This is a genomic window from Patiriisocius sp. Uisw_047 (genome assembly GCF_047730165.1).
Lineage (GTDB): Bacteria > Bacteroidota > Bacteroidia > Flavobacteriales > Flavobacteriaceae > Patiriisocius.
The window spans coordinates 56,873-78,553 of sequence record NZ_CP159834.1; the positions used below are offsets into that span (position 1 = coordinate 56,873).

The window sequence follows — 21,681 nt, forward strand, 5'->3', positions numbered from 1 at the left end:
AATACGTAAATTAATTATAAATTAGGAAAGTGGTACAATGAATATAATGTGATTTAGCCGGAAAATTAATTTCCGATCAAGGCATTTCCTATCGCGCAATGAAAACATCTCTTTTTATCGCAATACTCATTTTTGAGCTGCAATAACCCTTGAGAGTCTAGCGAAGTCTGCGCCACCTTTTTAATTGAATTAAACTTCTTGATAATACTATTATCTTCCGCAGGTATAGCAGCAGCTATCTCAAACAATGCTTCGGAAATATCCTTGCCTTGATACTTTGCATAACAATACTTTAATGGCAACACCGTGTTAATTAAGAGCAGGTGAATAAAGTCTTTTGTGAGCTTCTTCTTTCTCTTCGTTGACGTCACACCAAAATTATAATGCGTGTCCCAATACACTGAAGCGGCCACATCAAAAATATCATAATACTCCACCAAGGTAGTGGCAGAAATAACCGAAGCAAAGAATTCTTTTTGTTTTACGTAGAGCATTGCCAATTGTGATAATCGAATGGTCGGGAAGTTAGGCGGTCGAAGTCTAAAATATTTTGGAGTAATCACAGGAGCGTTGTCTAATTGAAACTTCGCCATCAAAAAATCATATTCCTTCTTTAAATCTAAAAAATAAGAATCGTCATTGTCTTCCTGCAAGAAGCCCGCTTGCCCATATAGTAATGCTTCGAGGGAAATCGCAGATGTGGCACATTTTCGCGCTACGCTAAAATCTAAAGATTGTCCAATACTCAAGAAAGAGGCGCCATTTACTTTAAGACCAAAGTTTTTACACAGCAACACAAAAAGCAATGCCTCCCAATCATTTTTAGAATCTTTAAGAAGACTTAAAAGCAATTCGTTTTTAGACGCTAGACGCTCTATAAAAAGACGTTCTATCCAATTGTTAATTGTAAAATAGTCCACCTCCACAAAGCTTGATTCACAATTAATCCATTGTTTTTTGCTCGTGAAAAGTTGGTGATATGCTTCGAGTGTTTTTTTCATCACTCTGCCTCTTAACACAAAGGTGGGCAAGGTATTTCCATCTTTAGTAAAGACCGCTACATCGTGTTCCCAGACTACGTGAAGCACCACATTATCATAGGCTTTATCTTGTTGGTGGCTGTGGGCATACCAATCGCTAGATTTAATATGAATCTCAATATTACCAGCCCAGAGTTGGTCATTAATTCGTACTTGGCCGTTAAAGAAATCTGGCCCAGCATTTAAGTTGTGTTGTCCTACTTGCACGATTGACAACGAAGCTCCATCTGTGGTCTCCAAGCTCTTTGTATTGAACTTAGAAAATTTCCAGACGTGATGGAGGAAGTCTTCTTTCATTATTTTTAAAGATAGTGATTCGTCCCTCACCAAAATCCTAAACCGAACTTTTGTACTCAGCCGAAAAGGTTGATTAAAAAGATTCGACGCTCCTAGAGGAGCGTTACTAAGCTACTAATTTGTTATTGTTATTCTTGTAAAAGTCTAAACTCTAAGTTTCCCGAAATAATTAGCTCCGTTTAATAATTAGCTTTTACTGATTCGGCAACATACAATTCAAAGCCACTTAATCTCTCAATCAACTCCTTTTACACCGTAGTTTGCACCACTTCAAAAATCTGATTCTCATCACATTTTAAAGTTTTAGAAGGATATTTCAAAAGCAAGGCGTAATCGTGTGTTGCCATTAGAATGGTATTACCCTGTGCGTTTATTTCTTGAAGCACTTCCATTACCTCTACACTCGTTTGAGGATCTAAGTTTCCTGTAGGCTCATCTGCTAAGATTAGTTCTGGCCTGTTGAGTAAGGCTCTTGCGATAGCGATGCGTTGTTGTTCTCCACCAGAAAGCTGGTATGGATATTTGAAGGCCTTGGTTTTCATACTTACCTTGTCTAGTACCTCATCTATACGAATGGTCATCTCTGTTTTGTCCTTCCAGCCCGTTGCTGTAAGAACAAATAGTAAATTATCTTTTACGGTACGGTCGTTCAGTAATTTAAAATCCTGAAACACCACACCCAGTTTTCTGCGTAAAAACGGAATGTCATTTTCTTTTAGTGAAGCGAGGTCAAAACCTACTACGTGCCCTTCTCCTTTTTGAAGTGGCAAGTCGCCATAAAGCGTTTTCATAAAACTACTTTTTCCGCTACCTGTTTTTCCAATTAGGTAGACAAATTCGCCTTTATCTATACTTACTGAAACATCGCTGAGAATTAGGTTTTCACGCTGAAAAATTTCGGCGTTTGTGAGCTGGAGTATGGTTTCTGGCATTGATTTTTTTTTCTAAACTAAACAACAAAAATAACAATTGATTATTATCCAAGGTAGCTTATTCTTCTTTCTTTTCTAGCGCAGTAAGTCTTTCTTTTAAGACCTCTAATTGCGATTGTTGTTCTAAGGTATACAACGTAAGTTCCTCTACTTTTTCAAGCAATAAAAGATTCATTTTTTTAAGTTCGAGGCCCTCACCCTTTAATGAAGCAGCAGACTGAACTTTTGGTAGATGATGATTTACTTCTATATAAAGAGCAAGCTCTTGCAGGGTGAGCATTTTGTATTCTGGAGACAGCGTTGACGCTCCATCAAAATATGCCTCAAACACATAATCTGGCGCTACGGCTCCCTTAAGATCTACAATCACTTCTTGGGCATGGACCTTGCCTTTTACAGTCAATAGCTCATCAGGGTTGCTTGTGCCAATCCCTATTTTACCGTTTTTTTCTGAAATATTCTTATATGAATTTTGCGCGCCGCAAGCAGTAATTGTGATGGCGAGCAGGAATGTAAAAACGACGAATTTCATAATTTTACAGTGTTATGATATGAAGCCTAAAGGTATGCATATTTGATTAGATTTAAAAAATGAATTTTTTAAACATCCTGATTAACATTGTTTTAATATTTTCTAATTCATCAACACATACTTTGAGATATTTTTTGACGTTATCTTTAAGAACAACTTCGTTTTCAAAACAATTTATAGCACACTTCTACACTTAATAACCTGTTGACAAGATGCATTAGAATCCCTATGGAATGATGATGTATAATGTACTTTTATCCTAGCAAAAAACTTACATTTTATGACTAAAAATTGCCTCGCAATCTTGCTACTCTTGTGTGTTTCATTCACATCAATGGCGCAACGAACCGCTGCTTATACTAATGACCGTGTAGATTATATACGAGCTATAGAACTTTTTAATAACGACCAACATCTGGCGGCACAAAATTTATTTTCCAAAGTAAAGTCGTTCTCAAATGACCAAACCATAAAGGGAGACGCTGCCTACTATATCGCGAGTAGCGCTGTACGCCTCAACCAGCAAGGTGCAGATCGCTTGATGGAAGACTTTGTATCTGACTACCCTACTTCTTTAAAACGCAACGCTGCTTTTATTGATGTGGCGGGTTATTATTTTGATACAGGTAAATACTCCTATGCACGTAAATGGTATGATAAAGTAGATGCCGACAACCTGCCGCGCAGCGAGCGAGAGAAATATAACTTTAATAATGGCTATGCTTATTTTCAAAACAAGCGGTACAACGAAGCTAAAAAGTTTTTTAACCGAGTAAGTGATTCTAAGAAATACGGTTCGCAGGCAAAATACTATCTAGGCTTTATCGCTTATGAAGGCGATGATTATGAGGAGGCAAACGAACTTTTTGAAGGAGTAGACCAAACCGAAGAAACCAATAAAGAGCTTTCCTACTTTAAAGCAGATATGAACTTTAAGCTTGGCAAATTTCAAGAAGCCATTGATTTAGGCTTGGAGCAATACGATCGTTCTAACGCAAAAGAGAAAAGCGAACTTTCAAAAATTATAGGGGAAGGGTATTTTAACCAGGAGAAATATGCAGAAGCTATACCGTACCTAAAAGAATATAAAGGAAAACGTGGCAAATGGAATAACACAGATTACTATCAATTAGGATATGCATATTACAAGCAAGGAGGATATACAAATGCGATAGGTGAGTTTAATAAAATTATTGATGGTAAGAATTCTGTAGCACAAAATGCCTATTACCACTTAGCTGAGTCTTATTTAAAAACAGACCAGAAGCAACAAGCGCTCAACGCGTTTAAAAATGCTTCTGAAATGGATTTTAGTGCTGAGATTCAGGAAGACGCCTATTTAAACTATGCAAAGCTGAGTTATGAAATAGGAAATAGTTACACGAGTGTGCCAGAAGTATTGGCTGGTTTTATGGAAGTGTATCCTAATAACGACAGCAATGATGCTCTCAATGATCTTTTAATTGATTCTTATATCTCTTCTAAAAACTACAAGGCAGCACTTGCCTTACTGGAAGGAAACAAGTCTTTTGAAAACAAACTTGCCTACCAGAAAGTGGCTTTCTACAGAGGATTAGAACTATACAATGAAGGTGAATATAAAGAATCAAGAGAATTTTTAAAACTATCGTTAAAGGAACCACGCGAACCGTTATTCACAGCGAGAGCAACCTACTGGGTGGCGGAGAATGATTTTCAATTAAACGATTTTGACGAGGCGCTAGTTGGCTACAAGCAGTTTTTACAGTTGCCAAATGCTTCTAGCACGCCAGAATTTGAAAATAGTAGCTACAACATAGCTTACAATCATTTTAAACTAAAACAATATCCTGAAGCGATTCGCAATTTTGCTAAATACACTGCAGGCACCACAGAAAGCACCAGAGAGAAAGATGCCTATTTGCGCTTAGGCGATAGTTATTTTGTATCGAGTGAGTATTGGAAGGCGATGGAGAATTACAATAAGGCGGTAGAACTAAACTCGCCAGACAAAGATTATGCAGCATTCCAGAAAGCAATTAGTTACGGTTTTGTAGACCGAGCAGCTAATAAAATTTCTGAACTTAAAGATTTTGCAACAAAGTATCCAAAATCGTTTTACCGCGATGATGCCCTATACGAATTGGGGAACACCTACGCAGCACAAAACAAAATTAATGACGCAATTAACACTTATGACAGGTTAATCACCTCCTTACCTAATAGTAGTTATGTGTCTAGATCATTGCTCAAAAAGGCTTTACTCCTTGACAACTCTGGCGACAGTTATGGCGCCATAACCACCTTTAAGACCGTAGCGAGAGACTTCCCTTCTACTCCAGAAGCTTTACAAGCCGTATCATCGGCAAAGGTGATTTATATTGATGAAGGGCGCGTAGATGAGTATGCAGCATGGGTCAGCACCTTAGATTTCGTTGATATTGAAGACAGCGAACTTGACGATGCTTCCTATCAAGCGGCAGAGCGACCTTATTTAGAAAATAAAGTGGGACAAGCGATGACTAGGTTCAAGGAATATTTAAACCAGTTTCCCAATGGGCAACACGCATTGCAAGCACATTTTTACTTAGCACAATTACAGTTTGCAGATGGTAAAAAAATGGAGGCAATTCCCGGATATACGTTTGTCGCAAATAAAGAACGAAGCGAATTTACAGAGCAGGCACTTGCTCGTCTTTCTGAAATTTTCTTAACTCAAAAAGATTATAAAAATGCAAAAACGTACTTAAAGCGCTTAGAAACGGAAGCAGACTTTCCGCAGAATATCATATTTGCACAGACCAATATTATGAAGGCGAGCTATGAGCTACAGCAATACGAAGAAGCGGTGACCTATGCAGAAACAGTGTTAAGTAATAGCAAAATAGACAATGCCATTAAGACAGATGCTCAAATAATCGTAGCCCGCTCTGCGATTAAAACAAATGATGAAGCAAAAGCAAAAACTGCCTATGCCGAAGTTGCAAAAATAGCAACGGGTCAATTAGCAGCGGAGGCTTTGTTTTATGACGCTTACTTTAAAAATAAAGATTCACAGTTTGAAGCATCAAACGTAGTGGTACAAAAACTAGCGAGTGAATATTCCGGCTACAAATTTTATGGTGCTAAAGGACTGGTGGTGATGGCAAAAAACTTTTATGGCTTAAAAGACGCCTATCAAGCAACGTACATTCTGGAAAGTGTTATTACAAATTTTACAGACTTCCCAGAGGTAGTGGCTGAAGCTAGACAAGAGCTCTCCATCATAAAAACTGCCGAAGCAAAAACCAACTCTTCCGTAGAAACAGAAGGGAATTAAAAAACTACCTCGCGGTAATTTAGATCAAAATAAAAAATAAAAAAGCAAGGGCTACAGAAACCCTTAGAATTTACAAATTTTTACTCATAAAGCAACAGATATCTATGTTTCAATCCATAGCAAATACAATACAATCACATCGCAATTTTTTTTTGGCGCTGGCCGTCCTTGGGTGTTTCACATTTTCGCCGCAGGCAATCGCACAAGAAGATGAGCAAGACTTAGGCACCGAAGTCGTAAACGTGGTAAAACCGTATACTCCGGCTATTAGTGACGCCTTTAAAGTAAAGCAAACCCCTGTTTTAAATACAGATGGGAGCACGAAAAAAAAACCAGTGAGTTATCAAATATTTTCAGTTCCTGTTGCCTCAACCTTTACACCTGCTAAAGGGAAAGCAGCTGGCGTAAAAAAGATAAAAGCCCCAAAATCTTGGGACAATTATGCAACACTAGGATTTGGCAGTAACACCACCATTCTGGCAGAGCTTTTTAGTAATTTTGAAATAAGCAGGACGGAAAATGCTGGTCTGTATTTTAGACACAACTCTTCACAGCGGGGTATTGACAACTTAATCACAGAAAATAAATATTACGACACACGCATTGACGGTGCGTATTACAGCCGTCAGCGTGACATGAGTTATGGTTTTGAAGCCGGCTTAGAAAACCAAATCTACAATTGGTACGGCTCTCCATTTAATATGGACAATCAAGAGGGAACCAGAGAATTTGAAGATGACCTTAATCAAAATTACTTGAGCGGTTATATAGGCGCTAACATCGCAATAGACGACAGCTATTTTAAAGAAGCGGCTGCTACAATTCGATATATGAGTGATGGGTTTTCGTCTTCAGAAATTAATATGCGCGTGCAGCCAGAATTTGAATTTCCAGTTTCCGACTTGAATTTTAAAGTACTAGGGGATGTTGATTATTTGACAGGGAAATTTGAAGAAGACATCCTGGGCGGTGAAGGCCCAACGTACAATTTTTTAAATACCGGGTTATCTCCTTCACTCACCTACATAGACAATGATTTAACAGCAAACCTTGGCGTCACAGGATATGTATCTCTAGACCTTAATGGCGATGAAACTTCCTTGAACATTTACCCAAATGTAAATGCTTCTTATAATCTTGTTGACGAGATTGTGGTCGTCTACGCTGGCTTAGAAGGCGGCTTGCATCAAAACTCATATTACCAGTTTAAAAACGAAAACCCCTTTGTCTCACCCACCCAACAAATAAAACCTACGAGCACCTTATACGAAGGTTTTGGGGGATTAAAAGGAAAACTATCAAGCACTATAGCCTACAACCTGAGAGGCGCTTATAGTAACACAAATGATCAAGTACTATTTGTGAGCAATGATTATAGTCCGAAGGCTGGAATTACGCAACCTTACCAGAATGCAAATTCGTTTTATGCCGTTTATGACAATATAAAAACCTTAAACGTTTTTGGTGAATTACAAATAGAAGTTTCTGAAAATTTTGCAATAGGTGGACAGGTTAAGTTTAACTCATATAGTTTGGACGTCCAAGAAGAAGCTTGGAATCTCCCTAATCTAGATGCTTCATTCTTCACTCGATTTAATATCACAGAAAAGCTCTACGGAGGAGGTTCCATCTTTTACGTGGGAGAGCGCAAATCGCAGCGGTCAATTAATGGTATTATCGCAAACTCAGAAACAAGAACCTTGGATAGCTATTTAGATTTGAATGCAAACTTGGGTTATCGCGTGAGTGACCGTCTTGCCGTTTTTGCAAAAGGAAGCAACCTCATAGGGAAGAACTATGATAAATGGCTTGAGTATCCAGTACAAGGCATCCAAGTACTGGGTGGAGCAACCTATAAATTTGATTGGTAAACAGATGCGATTTAGTCACATAAACAACGTCACGATCATTGCGGTGCTGTCTTTTGTACTGGCAGTTATAGGATTTATACTTGATTTACATGAGCGTGTACAAGATGTTAAAGTAAATATTTTCGAGACCTTAATGGTTACTGCAATTATATTTACCGCCTTAAGCACGCTATATTTATTAGGGCTTGTGATCTTTAAAATCTTACAAAAATCAATTATTAAAAGAAGAAATTCTTAGCATATGCAAAAATGTTAAAGCATTTTAATATCGGTATGCTTTGTTTATTTTTACGCAAAACTACATACATGCGCCTTCTGCTCTCCATATTGTTTATTGCCTCTTTATTTTCGTGTGCTCCGGATAAAGTAAGGGCAGATCTATTAATTAAGAACGGTACTATTTACACCGTAAATTCAGAATTTGACATGGCAGACGCCGTTGTTACAAAGGATGGGAAGATTTTAGAAATAGGGAGAAAACCAGAATTAGAACTTAAGTATTCTTTTAATGAAGTTTATGACGCAAAAGGACAAACGGTGCTTCCGGGGCTGATAGATGGCCACGCACATTTGTTCAATCTTGGTGTAACGATGCAACAGGTTGATTTATTTGGGACAGAAAGTTTTGAAGAAGTTATAGACAGGGTGGTGGCATTTCAGAAGGAAAAAAATGTATCCTTTATTAGAGGAAGAGGCTGGGACCAGAATGACTGGAAGGTGAAAGAATTTCCAAATAACAAGATATTAGATTCCCTTTTTCCAGATACGCCCGTTGCATTAACACGTGTAGATGGCCACGCCATGATCGCCAATAAAATGGCACTAAAGCTTGCAAAAATAACAACAAAAACGAAAATTAAAGGAGGCGTAGTCGCGCTTGACAAGACTGACAAGGCTAATCCAAAACTAACAGGGCTATTAATTGACAGCCCTATGGATCTCGTGTTTGCCACCTACCCAAAAGAGAGTGAATCTTATCTAAGACGCGTGCTTCAAGATGCAGAAAAAAAATGTTTATCACTAGGCCTCACCACTATTAATGACGCTGGGCTTAATAAAAATGTAATTGACGTTATTGAAAAGATGCATCAAGAAGACAGTTTGAAAATACGTGTTTACGCGATGGTGAGTAATAGCAAAGAGAATCTAGATTACTACCTCAAGGCTGGAATTATAAAAACAGACAGGCTCCATGTTCGTTCTGTAAAAGTATATGCAGACGGGGCTTTAGGCTCTAGAGGAGCAACGTTACGCAATTCTTATAGTGACAAGGAGAATCACTTTGGGGCTATGATTACACCACAGAAAGAATTAAAAGCGGTTGCAAAAAGAATCGCGGCGGCAGGATATCAAATGAACACGCATGCTATAGGTGACTCTGCAAACGTTGCTGTAATAAGAGCATATCAAGAGGCTATGGATGACACTAAAGACATGCGCTGGAAGATAGAGCACGCACAATTGGTTACGATGGAAGACTTTGATGCGTTTTCTAAAAACATTATTCCTTCTATTCAACCTACACACGCAACAAGTGATATGTACTGGGCAGAAGATCGTATTGGTAGCGAACGTATCAAAGGAGCTTATGCATATAAAACGCTATTAGACAAAGCAGGAATGATTGTGTTGGGAACAGATTTTCCCGTAGAGCGCGTGAACCCGATGCATACATTTTATGCAGCCGTAGCCAGAAAAGATTTAAAGAACTATCCGGAAGAAGGATATAGAACAGAAGAAGCGCTAAGCCGAGAAGAAACCTTAAAAGGAATGACCATCTGGGCGGCGTACTCCAACTTTGAAGAAAACGAAAAAGGAAGTATCGAAGCAGGCAAATTTGCAGACTTTACGATATTAGACCGTGACATTATGAAAGTAAATGCAGATTCAATTCCGAAAACAAAGGTGATGGCGACGTATATAAATGGTGAACGCGTTTACAGCGGCAATTAAAGATTACTTCCCTCCTTTTGCCTGTAAATCTGCGATACACAAACCATCAAAAACTGGAGTTCCACCTTGGGTTCTACTGCTCATTCTATATGTTATTGCAGCTCTCGTAGCAGAACTTTGAAAATACATCAAGCAATCTTCTACAACACAGTGTTTGTTATTTTCTAGATCTTCATGATCTATAGGGTGAATGTCATCATTTGCAAGATTAACAAGGCTAAACAGATGTCCTAATTCGTGTTCTGTAGTTGTAGTTTGTAACGTTGCCAAACTTAGATCATTCGTTCCTCCAACAAACTGAAAAAGTGTGTGTGTATAAATTACAATTGACGTGTTCTGGTAGGCTGTTCCTAAGGTTACAGACGTATCTGTGTCATTTACAGAAGATCCATTTGCAAAGAATATATAGAGCGCTATGCTGTTATCTTCTGTGTATTGCGTTCTATGATCATCTTCTATATCTCTAATCTCATCTAAAGTATATGGTTGGGTATTAGGTGCAGGAATTAAGTTTTGGGTTATCTGAACACCATTGGGCTTGTTTATTCGTTGGTCTAGAAAATCTTGCAACGCATTAATAGTTTGATTACTTGGCCGTGTAGTATTTGTAAAAACCAATTCTAATCTTAGCTCATTAAAGGTATCTGCAGATAAAATATCTTCTCCCGAAGAACCTAACACCTTTCTGTTTTCGGCCTTTAGGTCAGCCATCACTTCATCATCGTCTCTTTTTTTACAAGAAAAAAATGACCCGAAGGAGATTAAAAGTATAATAGAAATTTTAAAAAAATTACTCATTGGTACGTTTTTTATAATTCAGCAAATCTAATATTTAATAAATCATAATGAAAATCAATTCTCTACTATTAACGGTATTCGCTCTGTTTTGTTTTAGCGTGATGGCACAGGAACTATCCAGCCAAGAAAGCATTGTTAAATACCTTACCATCAACGGTACGCACACGCAGTATAACAGCGCTTATGACCAAATGTTTGATGTTTTAGAACAGTAATTTAAAAGCGCCAATGTTCCTGCTAAAGTGTGGACAGCAGTAAAATCTAAAAAACCAATGACGATAAATCAAGTGGTGCGTATGCCAGCATCCGCCTACCGTGATAGTTTTGACAAACAAGACATAAATAACTTAATAGATTTTTATAGTTCTGGAACAGGACAACAAGTGCTTCAAGATCCTACGAAGTTAACCAAAGAACAGAACGAAGCGCTGGCGCTCTTTCACGGCAGTATGAATGGGTTTTACGGCATATAGCGCAGACTAAAAGAGAAATAGCACCAAAGCAATGAATAGTTGAGGGAAATTGGGACCATTCACTTTAGGTGGAGAACCCCCAAGAAAGGAATGAAGCAAAGCTGCAAGCAATCTTAACGTGTGCTTTTACTTATTAGATGGAACAAAAAAAATCTACACTGTACAGTACCCAAAGGCAATGTCTAATGCAGATTAATTATTAATCGTTGCTTCCTATTTCCGAAGAAATATTAAGCGATTTTATTACGTTTTCTATCAGTAGCTTTTAAGAACACTTTACGAACGCGCAAGAAGTTAGGAGTTACCTCAACATACTCATCTTTCTGAATATATTCTAACGCTTCTTCTAGTGAAAACTTGATAGCAGGTACAATCTTTGCCTTGTCATCTGCACCACTAGAGCGTACATTACTCATCTTCTTAGTTTTGGTGATGTTCACTTCCATATCATCTTGGCGTGTGTTCTCTCCAATTACCTGTCCTTCGTAGATATCCTCATTTGGATTTACAAAGAAACGTCCTCTGTCCTGTAATTTATCAATAGAATAAGGAATTGCAGATCCGTTTTCCATAGATACTAAAGATCCATTTTGACGTTCTGGAATACCACCCTTCATTGGTTGATACTCTATAAAACGGTGTGTCATAATCGCTTCCCCTGCAGTTGCAGTTAAGAGTTGGTTACGAAGTCCAATTATACCACGTGATGGAATCTGGAATTCGCAAATCATACGATCTCCCTTAGCTACCATAGAAAGCAAATCACCTTTACGCATGGTCACTAAATTTACAGCAGTTCCACTTACGTTTTCTGGTAAATCAATTGTCAGTTCTTCTACTGGCTCACATTTAACGCCATCAATCTCCTTGATGATTACTTGTGGTTGCCCTATTTGTAATTCGTATCCTTCACGACGCATTGTCTCAATCAATACAGACAAGTGCAATACACCACGACCAAATACTAAAAACTTATCTGCACTCCCCGTTTCTTCTAAACGCAGTGCTAAGTTTTTCTCTAATTCTCTTTCTAAACGCTCTCTAATGTGACGTGATGTTACATACTTTCCATCTTTACCAAAGAAAGGTGAATCGTTAATTGTAAACAACATACTCATTGTAGGTTCGTCAATATCGATTGTTTTTAAACCTTCAGGGTTTTCAATATCCGCAACGGTGTCACCAATTTCAAATCCTTCAATTCCTACAAGCGCACAAATATCTCCTGCTTGAACCTCTGCTACTTTCTTACGACCTAAACCTTCAAAAGTATGTAGTTCTTTAATTTTTGTTTTTGTAATCGTACCGTCTCTTTTTACAAGAGAGACACGCATTGCTTCTTTTAAAGTACCACGCGTTAAACGTCCAATCGCGATACGCCCTGTAAATGAGGAGAAATCTAATGATGTAATCAATAACTGAGGCGTTCCTTCTTCAAATTTTGGAGGTGTAACGTTCGCTAAAACCATATCTAATAATGGCTCAACATTTTCCGTTTCGTCTTTCCAGTCATCACTCATCCAATTGTTCTTTGCAGAACCATAAACGGTAGGGAAATCTAATTGCCACTCTTCTGCACCAAGCTCATACATTAAGTCGAACACTTTTTCGTGAACGATGTCTGGAGTACAGTTTTCTTTATCTACTTTATTTATTACAACGCAAGGCTTTAGACCTAAGTCTAATGCTTTTTGCAATACAAAACGTGTTTGTGGCATAGGCCCTTCAAAAGCATCTACCAGTAAACAAACGCCATCTGCCATGTTTAATACACGCTCTACTTCACCACCAAAATCGGCGTGACCAGGGGTGTCAATAATATTAATCTTCGTGTCTTTGTATACTACAGACACGTTTTTTGACGTAATCGTAATTCCACGTTCACGCTCAAGATCGTTATTATCAAGGATTAGATCTCCTGTATTTTCGTTTTCACGAAAAAGGCTACAGTGATGCATAATTTTATCAACCAAGGTGGTTTTACCGTGATCTACGTGAGCAATAATTGCAATATTTATAACTTTCATAACAAAACGCCCTTTTTTAGGCGGTGCAAAAGTAGTGTATTTTAATGAATTAGCGTATCTTTTAAAGCACTTTATTTCTACGAAAATGTTACAGGTCTTAGAAACATCTTAATTTTTTATTAATAAAGACTTGACATCAGAATATTCTACCTTTGCCTCTTCTTAAAATAAATCTATGACCTTAGCGAGCATCCCAAACATAAAACACACAAATTCAAACAACTTCTTCCTACTCGCTGGCCCTTGCGCTATTGAAGGTGAAGATATGGCAATGCGTATTGCCGAGAAGATTGTCACTATTGCAGACAAGCTTGAGATTCCTTTTATCTTTAAAGGAAGTTACCGCAAAGCTAACCGCAGTCGTATAGATAGTTTTACGGGTATTGGTGACGAAAAAGCACTAGAGATTTTACAGAAAGTTTCAAAAACATTTAAAGTACCGACCGTAACAGATATTCACGAAGCTAGTGAAGCTGCTAAAGCTGCACAATACGTTGATGTACTTCAAATTCCTGCGTTTTTAGTGCGCCAAACCGACCTCCTAGTGGCCGCTGCAAAAACCGGTAAAGTGGTGAATTTGAAGAAAGGCCAATTTATGAGCCCTGAAGCGATGCAACACGCCGTGCAAAAAGTAAAAGATGCGGGTAGCGATAAAGCGTGGATTACAGATAGAGGGACAATGTTTGGATATCAAGATATGATTGTAGACTTTAGAGGAATCCCAACTATGAAGCAATATGCTCCTGTGGTGCTAGATGTAACCCATAGTTTACAACAGCCTAACCAAAGTGTGGGCGTAACTGGTGGACGACCAGAAATGATTAGCACTATAGCCAGAGCAGGAATAGCAACTGGCGTTGACGGTCTTTTTATCGAAACTCATTTTGATCCAGCAAATGCTAAAAGTGATGGCGCTAATATGCTAGATATCTCTAAACTTGAAAAGTTATTGACAGATCTTGTAGCGATAAGAAAGGTGGTTAATTCATTATAGTATGGAGTAGTGAAAAAAATACTCAATACTAATTCCTAAAAACTCGATACTAATTTTCAAACCGTGTACCCTTTTTTCTTAGTTCAATTTGCTTCCTCTATTCATTCTATTAGAATTCTTCCATCAAGATCATCAGGTTTAAAATAACGAAGTGATTTTACAAACTTTCTTTTTTCAGAAACTAGGGTATCCAGGTGGATATTGAAATCTTTACGGGCCCAAAAGAAAACGTTTAGACACCCATTACTCACATTTACATAGCAAACAGAGCACCTTTCACTTAAAAAAAACTGGCAATCGCCATTTATAAAGTAGTCCCAGCCTAGCAAGATTTGCTGAATAAGCAGTTGCACCTCAAGCAACATAGCCCTGAATTATTCTCCCGCAACATAGTCTAACAAGTACGAAAATCGTTCTGTCAATGTGCCCTGTTTTGTAGTCATTCGTGCACGTTTTAACATCCCTCGATCGTCATTATTGAAGAATGCTGGAATAACGTTTTCTAAAAACATCTCACCAAACCCTTCACTAGCGTCTTTAGGCAATTCGCAAGGTAGGTTGTCTACCGCCATCATAGTAATCGCTCCCGGAGCATCCATGGCAACTTCACTTTCTGTTTGAGGATCATACCCATAAAACGGGTCTGCAATCGTAGATGATTTTATGGTTGCCGCCACGGGCCCATCTATATCACATGAAATATCAGCTATAAGACGTATGCGGAAATTTTCTTGCTTGGCATCTGCTCTAGTAAATAAATAAGGTGCATTATTTCCATAAAAATGACCGGCAATAAAGAAATCTGTTTCTGATGCGTAGGGCATAAAATTGCTTTCATAAGGAGCTGGATCTTTGTAAAAAGCATGCTTCTCTCCTACTTTGCCATCTTTGCGTTTATTGTATTCCATTACATCTGCCATACAATACACAGGCTCTGTAAATTGTGATGTTAAATAAAGCGCATCACTTACTTGTTTTATTTTTAAATAATCTAATATTTCCTTAGCACCTTGCGCTACTTTGCCCGTTCCTGTGAGTATAATTTTAATCGCAGGTAGTTTGATTTTATCTAACTCTTTTTTTACGGCATCAAGATCTGCAAGGCTTTCTACCTTAGGCAGATTAAACAAACTATCTCGTATCCCTAAGGCTCTAAAACCGTTGTAAGCACCTACTAATCCAGCATAGCGCCCAAAACCAATAAGCCTTGCTCCACTTTGCTTTACAATAGTCTCATGGTCATACATCTCGATATTTTTCTCGAGCATCGCTAAGAGTAAGTCTCTATTATAAGGTTGTTTTTTTATGGTATGCGAGAAGTAGAAATACTTCTTGTTTGGTATTAAAGCAGCCACTGGCACTTCTTTAACACCGAGCATTACATCTGCTTCCGTTACATCATCCTTTACTTCAAAACCTGCATCACGATATGCGCCATCGGTAAAGACACGAATATCACTAGACTCTACAATAAATTGAGCCTCAGGAAATAAAGTCGCGGCTTCTTTTAGTTTTTCTGGTGAGAAAACCACACGTCTATCTGGCGGGTTTTTACGTTCTTTAAGGATAGCAAAAGTAATTGGCATTTGGTACGGATTTTGTTATGTATAGAAGGTCAAAGATAGCGCAAATCTTGTATATTTACGCCCTCTTAAGATTCAAGATTCTGTTAGCTCGTATGAATGTATTATACAGACTACTACTAATAAGAGCTTAGTTAAGAGAATACGGGGCCGACTGGTTTTGACAGCGGGTTTTCGGGTATAGTAAGCATGTAGAGCGCTGGAAAACAGCTCTTAAATCTCATTTTTCACACTTTTTAAACGGCGAGAACAACTACGCCCTAGCTGCATAATCCGAATTATAGTAGGATTACGCCTCGGCCCGCTAGGCGGGCAAGCAGGAAGTCACTCAAACACCTTGGTTTACGGTTTTTGATATAGTGACTTCGTAAAAGTAAACCTATCTGTTGTGGTACCTAGACATAGCAGAGACATCTAATTTAGGATAAGGGGTGCGTTGGTAGTTTTTGACCGGCAATCTCACGAAAATCTAAATAAAAACTAAACATGTAGAAAGCTGTGCAAGTGCACGTTTGGACGGGAGTTCGAATCTCCCCGGCTCCACTGATCAAGTAGAAAGCCATTCGCATAAGCGGATGGTTTTGCTATTTTACGTAGAAATTGAGCTCGCTCAAAATTTAAGAATAAGATAAGTACGTAGCGCAGGGATTTCAATTATCAGAACGGAAGCCATTGGGGATTGCGCTTACCTAATCTTAGTCATTCACCCTTAATTATTCCAACCTATAAAAATTCTGTACAATAAAAAAACCGACCAAAATGGACGGTTTATATTTCCGAAGAAAAAAACTTTCTGTTTATTAAATAATACTGCTATTCTTTAACGACTTCCAAGTCATGTGCCTGCCAGTTGGTAATACCACCTTGTAAATCAAATATCTGCGTAAAGCCCATATCTGCTAGTATTTCACTTGCCCTCGCACTACGACCTCCACTTTTACAATAGACATACACAGGTTTACTTCTATCAAGCTTTGCCGCCTTTTCTTTAAATCCTGGTGTGGTCACACATATATTTTGTGATGACTTTAAATGAGTAACACCGTATTCTTCTGGGGTACGCACGTCTAACAATTGTAGAGACTGGTCCTCTTGCAAAGAATCATACACCTCTTTTGGGCTAATTACCGTAATCGTAGATTGTACCGTTTCTGTTTGCGGGTTGATCTGTTTCACTTTTTCTTTACAACTAGTTAACATTGTAACGGTAAAGAGTGCTATTGGTATAAATAAATATTTCATTAGAGTGTTGTTTCGCCATCCCATTGAGAAAAACCTCCCAATAGATTGCTTGTGTTTTTAAAACCTATAGACTCCATAATCATACATGCCTGTGCACTTCTACTGCCAGCTTTACAGTACACAAAGTAATGCACGTCCTTATCTAGTTCATTAGCTCCTTCCATAAAAGCTCTCGCGTTCAAGATATCTAAGTGTTTTGCATTAGGAATATAGCCTTCTGCCACTTCAGACTCCGTGCGTACATCCAGAATGATTGCATTTTCATCTTTTGCAAGTTCATCTCGCCATTGTACTTGGTTCAAATCTTTCATTGTTGTAATCTCTTGTTAAATTTTATAATGCGTAATAGTACGACTAAGTAAAGCTTCAACAATAAAAATGCCGAAACGTTTAAAGCTTCGATATTTTTATTTATCTCAAATTATTTTAAGAGCGCATCAAGTGTTAATGCATCCATTTTTCCGTCAGAAAACAGACCGTTATCTGCTTCAAATTTTTTGAGAGCCGATTGAGTTCCTAAGCTATAAAGCCCATCTTGTTGAATAGCTTCACCTTTTTCAATCAATATACCCTGAACTTCAAAAATAAAGGCGCTTCGTTCTCCTAGTTTAAATTCATTTTGCAGCGGGCTTATGTAGAACATCGTTTTAATAAGCTCCTTTTTTTTCGAATCTTTAGAAGGTGATACTTTAGTACTCTTAGCTACTATTAATTGATCTTCATAATATTTTACAGCTGCTATCTTTGTTGCATAATCTGAAACTGCAGATACTGTTTTGGCATTATCACTTTCTGGATTACGCACATCAATATCGTTTGCACTCCATTGGGTAATCACATAACCGTTGAGTTTTGCTACAGCATCTTGGTAATCTAATAATAGGGCCTTATCAACATGATCTTTAGGAATCTCGAAAGAAGACACATACAGATAATTAGGAGGATTAAACCGTTGCCAATTATCATAAACATGATACCCCATAATGACTATAATAACTGCAAAAAGAAAGATAATGATGGCCTTCATTGTAAGAGGTTAAGTTGTTTCAAATATACTAAAAAACCATTGGCAATAGCTGCGCTTTTGCTCCAAAAGAAATGCCCAAGGGTTTATCCATCGGCATTGATAAATTTAAGAATGGTAATTAAATTTATAAAACCTTTTAAAACGACTCCCGCATCTACTTAAAGCTTGTTAGAAGAAAAAACACCGCGACAACCAAACACCTCATTAGTTTTAAACACTACTATGATCGCGGTAAACATACCTTCAGTTATTAAATATTTGTTAAACGACACAACACTATCTATTAAAAAGAATTACATTTGTCCACACAACAGTTGTATGTACAAATATGAATATTGAAAAAGTAATAAAATCAAATCAGGCATTAGGTTTAGAAACTAAAACAGTCATTAACCTGATGTACACGAGTAGAATAATTGAAGAAAGTGTACTTCAAGTGATCAAAGAGCATGACATTAGCACGCAACAATATAATGTCTTAAGAATCTTAAGAGGTCAAAAAGGTGTTGCCGCAAACTTATCTACCGTTCAGGAAAGAATGATCGATAAAAGCAGTAATACTACAAGATTGATAGACAAACTAATTACAAAAGAGCTCGTAAATAGGCAAGTATGTAAAAATAATAGAAGAAAAATAGAGCTATTTATAACCTCCCAAGGTCTTGTATTACTCGCAAGCTTAGACCCAATTACCGAAACAAACAACAAACAACAATTGCAGAAACTCTCAGAAAATGAACTGCAAACACTCAATACATTATTAGATAAACTAAGAGATTAATTAAATTTAAAAAAGGGCGCCTCCTTTAAGGCACAACGTTATGAAAACAATAAAATCAATTTTAATTGCAACAGTAGTATTAGGAGCTACGACATTTACACAGGCACAAACAGTTAAAAAAGCGATTAACGCAGAAAACAGTGCTATCACTTGGACAGGTGAAAAAGTATTAGGATCACATACAGGAACAATCACTTTTACAGAAGGGGTGCTAGAGATGGACGGAGAAATGCTAACTGGCGGAATGTTTACAGTAGATATGACTTCTATAAATGTAACTGACCTCAAAGTAGGCGAAGGAAAAGAGAAACTAGAAGGTCATTTAAAAAGTGATGATTTCTTTGGTATCGGAACCTACCCAACAGCCACACTTGCGTTCACAAAGGTTCAAAAAATGTCTGATGGCTACGAGATAGATGCAAGTATCACCATAAAAGGCACAACAGAGCCTATTTCTTTTGAGTTAGCAACTGTAGAAGATGCTATGACTGCATCATTTAAAATAGACAGAACAAAGCACAATGTTCGTTATGGTTCTGGAAGCTTTTTTGACAGTTTAGGAGACAATACAATTTCTGATAATTTCACATTAGATGTAGTTTTAAAATTTTAAGCAAATTTTAAGTTGTGAGTTTTTATGATTCACTATCTTTGACCTTTATAATTATGCAAATAACAAATAATCATACTTGGTGGTGGAACAACTCTCGACGATAATCGTGAGAAAAGCACTATTGTAGTATTTTCAAATACCAAAGGCTTGTCATCACGACAAGCCTTTTTTTATTGGCTTTAATTTACGCATAGATAGCAATAAAAAATAGCAGGAAAAAAATGTACAAACTAAAAACACATAGTAAAAAATTACTCGCAGACACACTCACTCCAGTGTCCGTATACTTGAGGTTGCGCGATAGATTCCCTAAGTGTCTATTACTAGAAAGCAGCGATTATCACGCAAACGATAATAGTTTTAGCTACATCTGCTGCAACCCTATTGCATCGATTAAAATTGCGAATGAACAAATAACACAACAGTATCCTGATGGCACTTCAGAAATTTTAAACATTGACAATGCTACGAACGTCCCAAAAATCATCCAGCAATTCTCAGAATCCTTTGAGGCAGATGACTCTAAAGCTTTCAAGTTTATAAACAACGGCCTGTTTGGGTATATGAGCTATGATATGGTGCGCTATTTTGAAGATATCGAGATTACAAAAAAGAAAGGTGATCTTGAAATTCCTGATGCCTATTACGCGGTATATCAAAATGTAATTGCCATCAATCACTTTAACAATGAAGCATACATTTTTGCACATTGCTATAAGAGCGAAAATAATATAGAAGAGATGGAACGTCTCTTAACGTCAAAGAATTTTGCCGAATATCCATTCGCCAAAAACGGAGCGCCCACAACAAACTTAAAAGACGAGGACTTTAAAGAACTAGTGATCAAATGCAAAGCGCATTGTGCACGTGGTGATGTTTTCCAGATTGTACCAAGCAAACGCTTTTCTCAAAAATTTACCGGTGACGAGTTTAATGTATACAGAGCATTACGCAGCATAAACCCATCACCTTACCTATTCTATTTTGACTACGGAAATTTTAAAATTTTCGGAAGTTCGCCAGAAGCACAATTAGTAGTAAGTGGAGATCAAGCAGAAATTCATCCTATTGCCGGGACCTTTAAAAGAACAGGTAATGATGAGCAAGATGCCCTTCTCGCCAAGCAACTTTCCGCAGATGAAAAAGAGAATAGCGAGCATGTAATGCTTGTAGATCTGGCAAGAAATGATCTAAGCCGTCACGGGAGCAATGTGAAAGTAGAAACCTATCGTGAGGTTCAGTTTTTCTCGCACGTGATTCATTTAGTAAGCAAAGTAACCGCAACAAAAAATAAAGAGACCGCAACGATGCAAGTGGTCGCAGACACATTTCCTGCAGGAACATTAAGTGGCGCTCCCAAGCATAACGCGATGACCTTGCTAGAGAAATACGAAAACGTGAATAGAGATTTCTACGGCGGCGCGATTGGTTTCATGGATTTTAAAGGCAACTTTAATCACGCCATCATCATTAGAAGTTTTGTGAGTAAAAATCACACACTACATTTTCAAGCAGGTGCGGGAGTGGTAAATGATAGTGATCCAGAAAAAGAACTACAAGAAGTATATCACAAATTAGGAGCTTTGCAGAAAGCGCTAGAGTTAGCAGAAGAAATTTAAAACAAACCCGCGTATTGTGCGGAGCAGAAATATGAAAATAATAGTAATAGACAATTACGACAGCTTTGTGTACAATCTAGTGCACTATCTAGAAGAATTAGATTGTGAAGTACACGTATTACGTAATGACCAGTTCCATGTGGAAGATTTGGAGCGGTATGATAAGATTTTATTATCTCCAGGTCCGGGGATCCCAGAAGAGGCAGGACTACTTAAAGAAGTAATCAAAACATATGCTGGTAAAAAACCAATATTAGGGGTTTGTTTAGGGCAACAAGCCATAGGAGAAGTTTTTGGAGGATCATTAACAAACCTATCAAAGGTGTTTCACGGAGTTGCTACCAGGGCAGAAATACTAGTAGATGACGAACCTTTATTTAAAGGGCTCGGTAAAGAGATCAAAATAGGAAGGTACCATAGCTGGGTAGTAAACAAAGAAGATTTTCCTGCAAGCCTAGAGATCACGTCTCTGGACGATAATGGACAAATAATGTCACTAAGACATAGAGAACTCGATATTAGAGGCGTTCAGTTTCACCCAGAAAGTGTACTAACACCTAAGGGAAAAGAGATGATTAAAAACTGGATTGAAATGAAGTAA

At 37.8% G+C, this 21,681-nt stretch carries 20 protein-coding genes and 1 other RNA gene; 12 read left to right on the forward strand and 9 right to left on the reverse strand.

Going from position 1 to position 21,681, the window contains the following annotated elements; genetic code table 11:
• Positions 1-65: 65 nt before the first annotated feature.
• The 3 genes from ABXT71_RS00265 to ABXT71_RS00275 form a co-directional block, all read right to left on the reverse strand.
• Positions 66-1,337 (reverse strand): DUF2851 family protein, encoded by a 1,272-nt coding sequence (locus ABXT71_RS00265; RefSeq protein WP_415371804.1) that lies wholly within the window; start codon positions 1,335-1,337, stop codon positions 66-68.
• A 248-nt stretch (positions 1,338-1,585) separates the two neighbouring features.
• Positions 1,586-2,269, reverse strand: coding sequence for a cell division ATP-binding protein FtsE (locus tag ABXT71_RS00270; RefSeq protein WP_415371805.1), 684 nt, complete (start codon positions 2,267-2,269; stop codon positions 1,586-1,588).
• Between the two features lie 58 nt (positions 2,270-2,327).
• Positions 2,328-2,801: a hypothetical protein gene (locus tag ABXT71_RS00275; protein WP_415371806.1), complete on the reverse strand. Its 474-nt coding sequence runs from the start codon at positions 2,799-2,801 to the stop codon at positions 2,328-2,330.
• A gap of 280 nt (positions 2,802-3,081) precedes the next feature.
• Between ABXT71_RS00275 and ABXT71_RS00280 the strand changes: the two genes are divergently transcribed.
• The 4 genes from ABXT71_RS00280 to ABXT71_RS00295 all read left to right on the forward strand — a co-directional run bounded on the left by ABXT71_RS00280 (position 3,082) and on the right by ABXT71_RS00295 (position 9,923).
• Complete coding sequence (locus ABXT71_RS00280; RefSeq protein ID WP_415371807.1) at positions 3,082-6,099, forward strand: tetratricopeptide repeat protein; 3,018 nt, start codon at positions 3,082-3,084, stop codon at positions 6,097-6,099.
• 104 nt (positions 6,100-6,203) lie between these two features.
• Positions 6,204-7,970 carry a TonB-dependent receptor gene (locus tag ABXT71_RS00285; RefSeq protein WP_415371808.1) on the forward strand — a complete coding sequence of 589 codons (1,767 nt, stop codon included), beginning with the start codon at positions 6,204-6,206 and terminating at the stop codon, positions 7,968-7,970.
• Positions 7,971-7,974: 4 nt separating this feature from the next.
• On the forward strand, positions 7,975-8,208 hold the full coding sequence (locus ABXT71_RS00290) for a hypothetical protein (protein WP_415371809.1): 234 nt from the start codon (positions 7,975-7,977) through the stop codon (positions 8,206-8,208).
• Positions 8,209-8,276: 68 nt separating this feature from the next.
• Positions 8,277-9,923: an amidohydrolase gene (locus ABXT71_RS00295; protein WP_415371810.1), complete on the forward strand. Its 1,647-nt coding sequence runs from the start codon at positions 8,277-8,279 to the stop codon at positions 9,921-9,923.
• A gap of 3 nt (positions 9,924-9,926) precedes the next feature.
• Here the strand turns inward: ABXT71_RS00295 and ABXT71_RS00300 are convergent, their stop codons facing one another.
• Complete coding sequence (locus ABXT71_RS00300; protein ID WP_415371811.1) at positions 9,927-10,721, reverse strand: membrane metalloprotease; 795 nt, start codon at positions 10,719-10,721, stop codon at positions 9,927-9,929.
• A 47-nt stretch (positions 10,722-10,768) separates the two neighbouring features.
• Between ABXT71_RS00300 and ABXT71_RS00305 the strand changes: the two genes are divergently transcribed.
• Together ABXT71_RS00305 and ABXT71_RS00310 are read left to right on the forward strand one after the other, a co-directional pair.
• Entirely contained in the window at positions 10,769-10,936 is a 168-nt protein-coding gene (locus ABXT71_RS00305; protein WP_415371812.1) for a hypothetical protein, read from the forward strand.
• Positions 10,937-10,993: 57 nt separating this feature from the next.
• Positions 10,994-11,194 (forward strand): DUF2059 domain-containing protein, encoded by a 201-nt coding sequence (locus tag ABXT71_RS00310; RefSeq protein WP_415371813.1) that lies wholly within the window; start codon positions 10,994-10,996, stop codon positions 11,192-11,194.
• Positions 11,195-11,424: 230 nt separating this feature from the next.
• Here ABXT71_RS00310 and typA read toward each other — a convergent pair whose 3' ends face one another.
• The gene (gene typA, locus ABXT71_RS00315) at positions 11,425-13,221 is read right to left on the reverse strand and encodes a translational GTPase TypA (protein ID WP_415371814.1); all 1,797 of its coding nucleotides are present in this window, start codon (positions 13,219-13,221) and stop codon (positions 11,425-11,427) included.
• 175 nt (positions 13,222-13,396) lie between these two features.
• On the opposite strand from typA, the gene kdsA reads away from it, so the two are divergent.
• Positions 13,397-14,215 (forward strand): 3-deoxy-8-phosphooctulonate synthase, encoded by an 819-nt coding sequence (gene kdsA, locus ABXT71_RS00320; RefSeq protein ID WP_415371815.1) that lies wholly within the window; start codon positions 13,397-13,399, stop codon positions 14,213-14,215.
• Positions 14,216-14,589: 374 nt separating this feature from the next.
• Here kdsA and ABXT71_RS00325 read toward each other — a convergent pair whose 3' ends face one another.
• Positions 14,590-15,795 (reverse strand): NAD(P)-dependent oxidoreductase, encoded by a 1,206-nt coding sequence (locus ABXT71_RS00325; RefSeq protein WP_415373116.1) that lies wholly within the window; start codon positions 15,793-15,795, stop codon positions 14,590-14,592.
• A 149-nt stretch (positions 15,796-15,944) separates the two neighbouring features.
• Between ABXT71_RS00325 and ssrA the strand changes: the two genes are divergently transcribed.
• Positions 15,945-16,344, forward strand: a transfer-messenger RNA (tmRNA) gene (gene ssrA / locus ABXT71_RS00330).
• A 267-nt stretch (positions 16,345-16,611) separates the two neighbouring features.
• Here ssrA and ABXT71_RS00335 read toward each other — a convergent pair.
• From ABXT71_RS00335 to ABXT71_RS00345, 3 genes are all read right to left on the reverse strand, one after another.
• The gene (locus tag ABXT71_RS00335; protein ID WP_415371816.1) at positions 16,612-17,040 is read right to left on the reverse strand and encodes a rhodanese-like domain-containing protein; all 429 of its coding nucleotides are present in this window, start codon (positions 17,038-17,040) and stop codon (positions 16,612-16,614) included.
• Positions 17,040-17,351 (reverse strand): rhodanese-like domain-containing protein, encoded by a 312-nt coding sequence (locus ABXT71_RS00340; RefSeq protein WP_415371817.1) that lies wholly within the window; start codon positions 17,349-17,351, stop codon positions 17,040-17,042. Before ABXT71_RS00340 ends, ABXT71_RS00335 begins: the two co-directional genes overlap by 1 nt.
• Before the next feature lie 110 nt (positions 17,352-17,461).
• The gene (locus ABXT71_RS00345) at positions 17,462-18,067 is read right to left on the reverse strand and encodes a peptidoglycan-binding domain-containing protein (RefSeq protein WP_415371818.1); all 606 of its coding nucleotides are present in this window, start codon (positions 18,065-18,067) and stop codon (positions 17,462-17,464) included.
• A gap of 328 nt (positions 18,068-18,395) precedes the next feature.
• On the opposite strand from ABXT71_RS00345, the gene ABXT71_RS00350 reads away from it, so the two are divergent.
• The 4 genes from ABXT71_RS00350 (at position 18,396) to ABXT71_RS00365 (ending at position 21,681) form a co-directional block, all read left to right on the forward strand.
• Positions 18,396-18,848, forward strand: a complete 453-nt coding sequence (locus ABXT71_RS00350) for a MarR family winged helix-turn-helix transcriptional regulator (protein WP_415371819.1) — start codon at positions 18,396-18,398, stop codon at positions 18,846-18,848.
• Between the two features lie 40 nt (positions 18,849-18,888).
• On the forward strand, positions 18,889-19,461 hold the full coding sequence (locus tag ABXT71_RS00355) for a YceI family protein (protein WP_415371820.1): 573 nt from the start codon (positions 18,889-18,891) through the stop codon (positions 19,459-19,461).
• A 221-nt stretch (positions 19,462-19,682) separates the two neighbouring features.
• Complete coding sequence (locus ABXT71_RS00360; protein ID WP_415371821.1) at positions 19,683-21,080, forward strand: anthranilate synthase component I family protein; 1,398 nt, start codon at positions 19,683-19,685, stop codon at positions 21,078-21,080.
• Positions 21,081-21,111: 31 nt separating this feature from the next.
• On the forward strand, positions 21,112-21,681 hold the full coding sequence (locus ABXT71_RS00365; RefSeq protein ID WP_415371822.1) for an anthranilate synthase component II: 570 nt from the start codon (positions 21,112-21,114) through the stop codon (positions 21,679-21,681).

Coding starts and splice junctions, on each gene's coding strand:
- ABXT71_RS00335 (WP_415371816.1), bottom strand. CDS start 17,040: ATGAAATATTTATTTATACCAATAGCACTCTTTACCGTTACAATGTTA.
- ABXT71_RS00300 (WP_415371811.1), bottom strand. CDS start 10,721: ATGAGTAATTTTTTTAAAATTTCTATTATACTTTTAATCTCCTTCGGG.
- ABXT71_RS00360 (WP_415371821.1), top strand. CDS start 19,683: ATGTACAAACTAAAAACACATAGTAAAAAATTACTCGCAGACACACTC.
- ABXT71_RS00295 (WP_415371810.1), top strand. CDS start 8,277: ATGCGCCTTCTGCTCTCCATATTGTTTATTGCCTCTTTATTTTCGTGT.
- ABXT71_RS00310 (WP_415371813.1), top strand. CDS start 10,994: ATGACGATAAATCAAGTGGTGCGTATGCCAGCATCCGCCTACCGTGAT.
- ABXT71_RS00355 (WP_415371820.1), top strand. CDS start 18,889: ATGAAAACAATAAAATCAATTTTAATTGCAACAGTAGTATTAGGAGCT.
- ABXT71_RS00340 (WP_415371817.1), bottom strand. CDS start 17,351: ATGAAAGATTTGAACCAAGTACAATGGCGAGATGAACTTGCAAAAGAT.
- ABXT71_RS00350 (WP_415371819.1), top strand. CDS start 18,396: ATGAATATTGAAAAAGTAATAAAATCAAATCAGGCATTAGGTTTAGAA.
- ABXT71_RS00265 (WP_415371804.1), bottom strand. CDS start 1,337: ATGAAAGAAGACTTCCTCCATCACGTCTGGAAATTTTCTAAGTTCAAT.
- kdsA (WP_415371815.1), top strand. CDS start 13,397: ATGACCTTAGCGAGCATCCCAAACATAAAACACACAAATTCAAACAAC.
- ABXT71_RS00290 (WP_415371809.1), top strand. CDS start 7,975: ATGCGATTTAGTCACATAAACAACGTCACGATCATTGCGGTGCTGTCT.
- ABXT71_RS00365 (WP_415371822.1), top strand. CDS start 21,112: ATGAAAATAATAGTAATAGACAATTACGACAGCTTTGTGTACAATCTA.
- ABXT71_RS00275 (WP_415371806.1), bottom strand. CDS start 2,801: ATGAAATTCGTCGTTTTTACATTCCTGCTCGCCATCACAATTACTGCT.
- ABXT71_RS00345 (WP_415371818.1), bottom strand. CDS start 18,067: ATGAAGGCCATCATTATCTTTCTTTTTGCAGTTATTATAGTCATTATG.
- ABXT71_RS00305 (WP_415371812.1), top strand. CDS start 10,769: ATGAAAATCAATTCTCTACTATTAACGGTATTCGCTCTGTTTTGTTTT.
- ABXT71_RS00280 (WP_415371807.1), top strand. CDS start 3,082: ATGACTAAAAATTGCCTCGCAATCTTGCTACTCTTGTGTGTTTCATTC.
- ABXT71_RS00285 (WP_415371808.1), top strand. CDS start 6,204: ATGTTTCAATCCATAGCAAATACAATACAATCACATCGCAATTTTTTT.
- typA (WP_415371814.1), bottom strand. CDS start 13,221: ATGAAAGTTATAAATATTGCAATTATTGCTCACGTAGATCACGGTAAA.
- ABXT71_RS00270 (WP_415371805.1), bottom strand. CDS start 2,269: ATGCCAGAAACCATACTCCAGCTCACAAACGCCGAAATTTTTCAGCGT.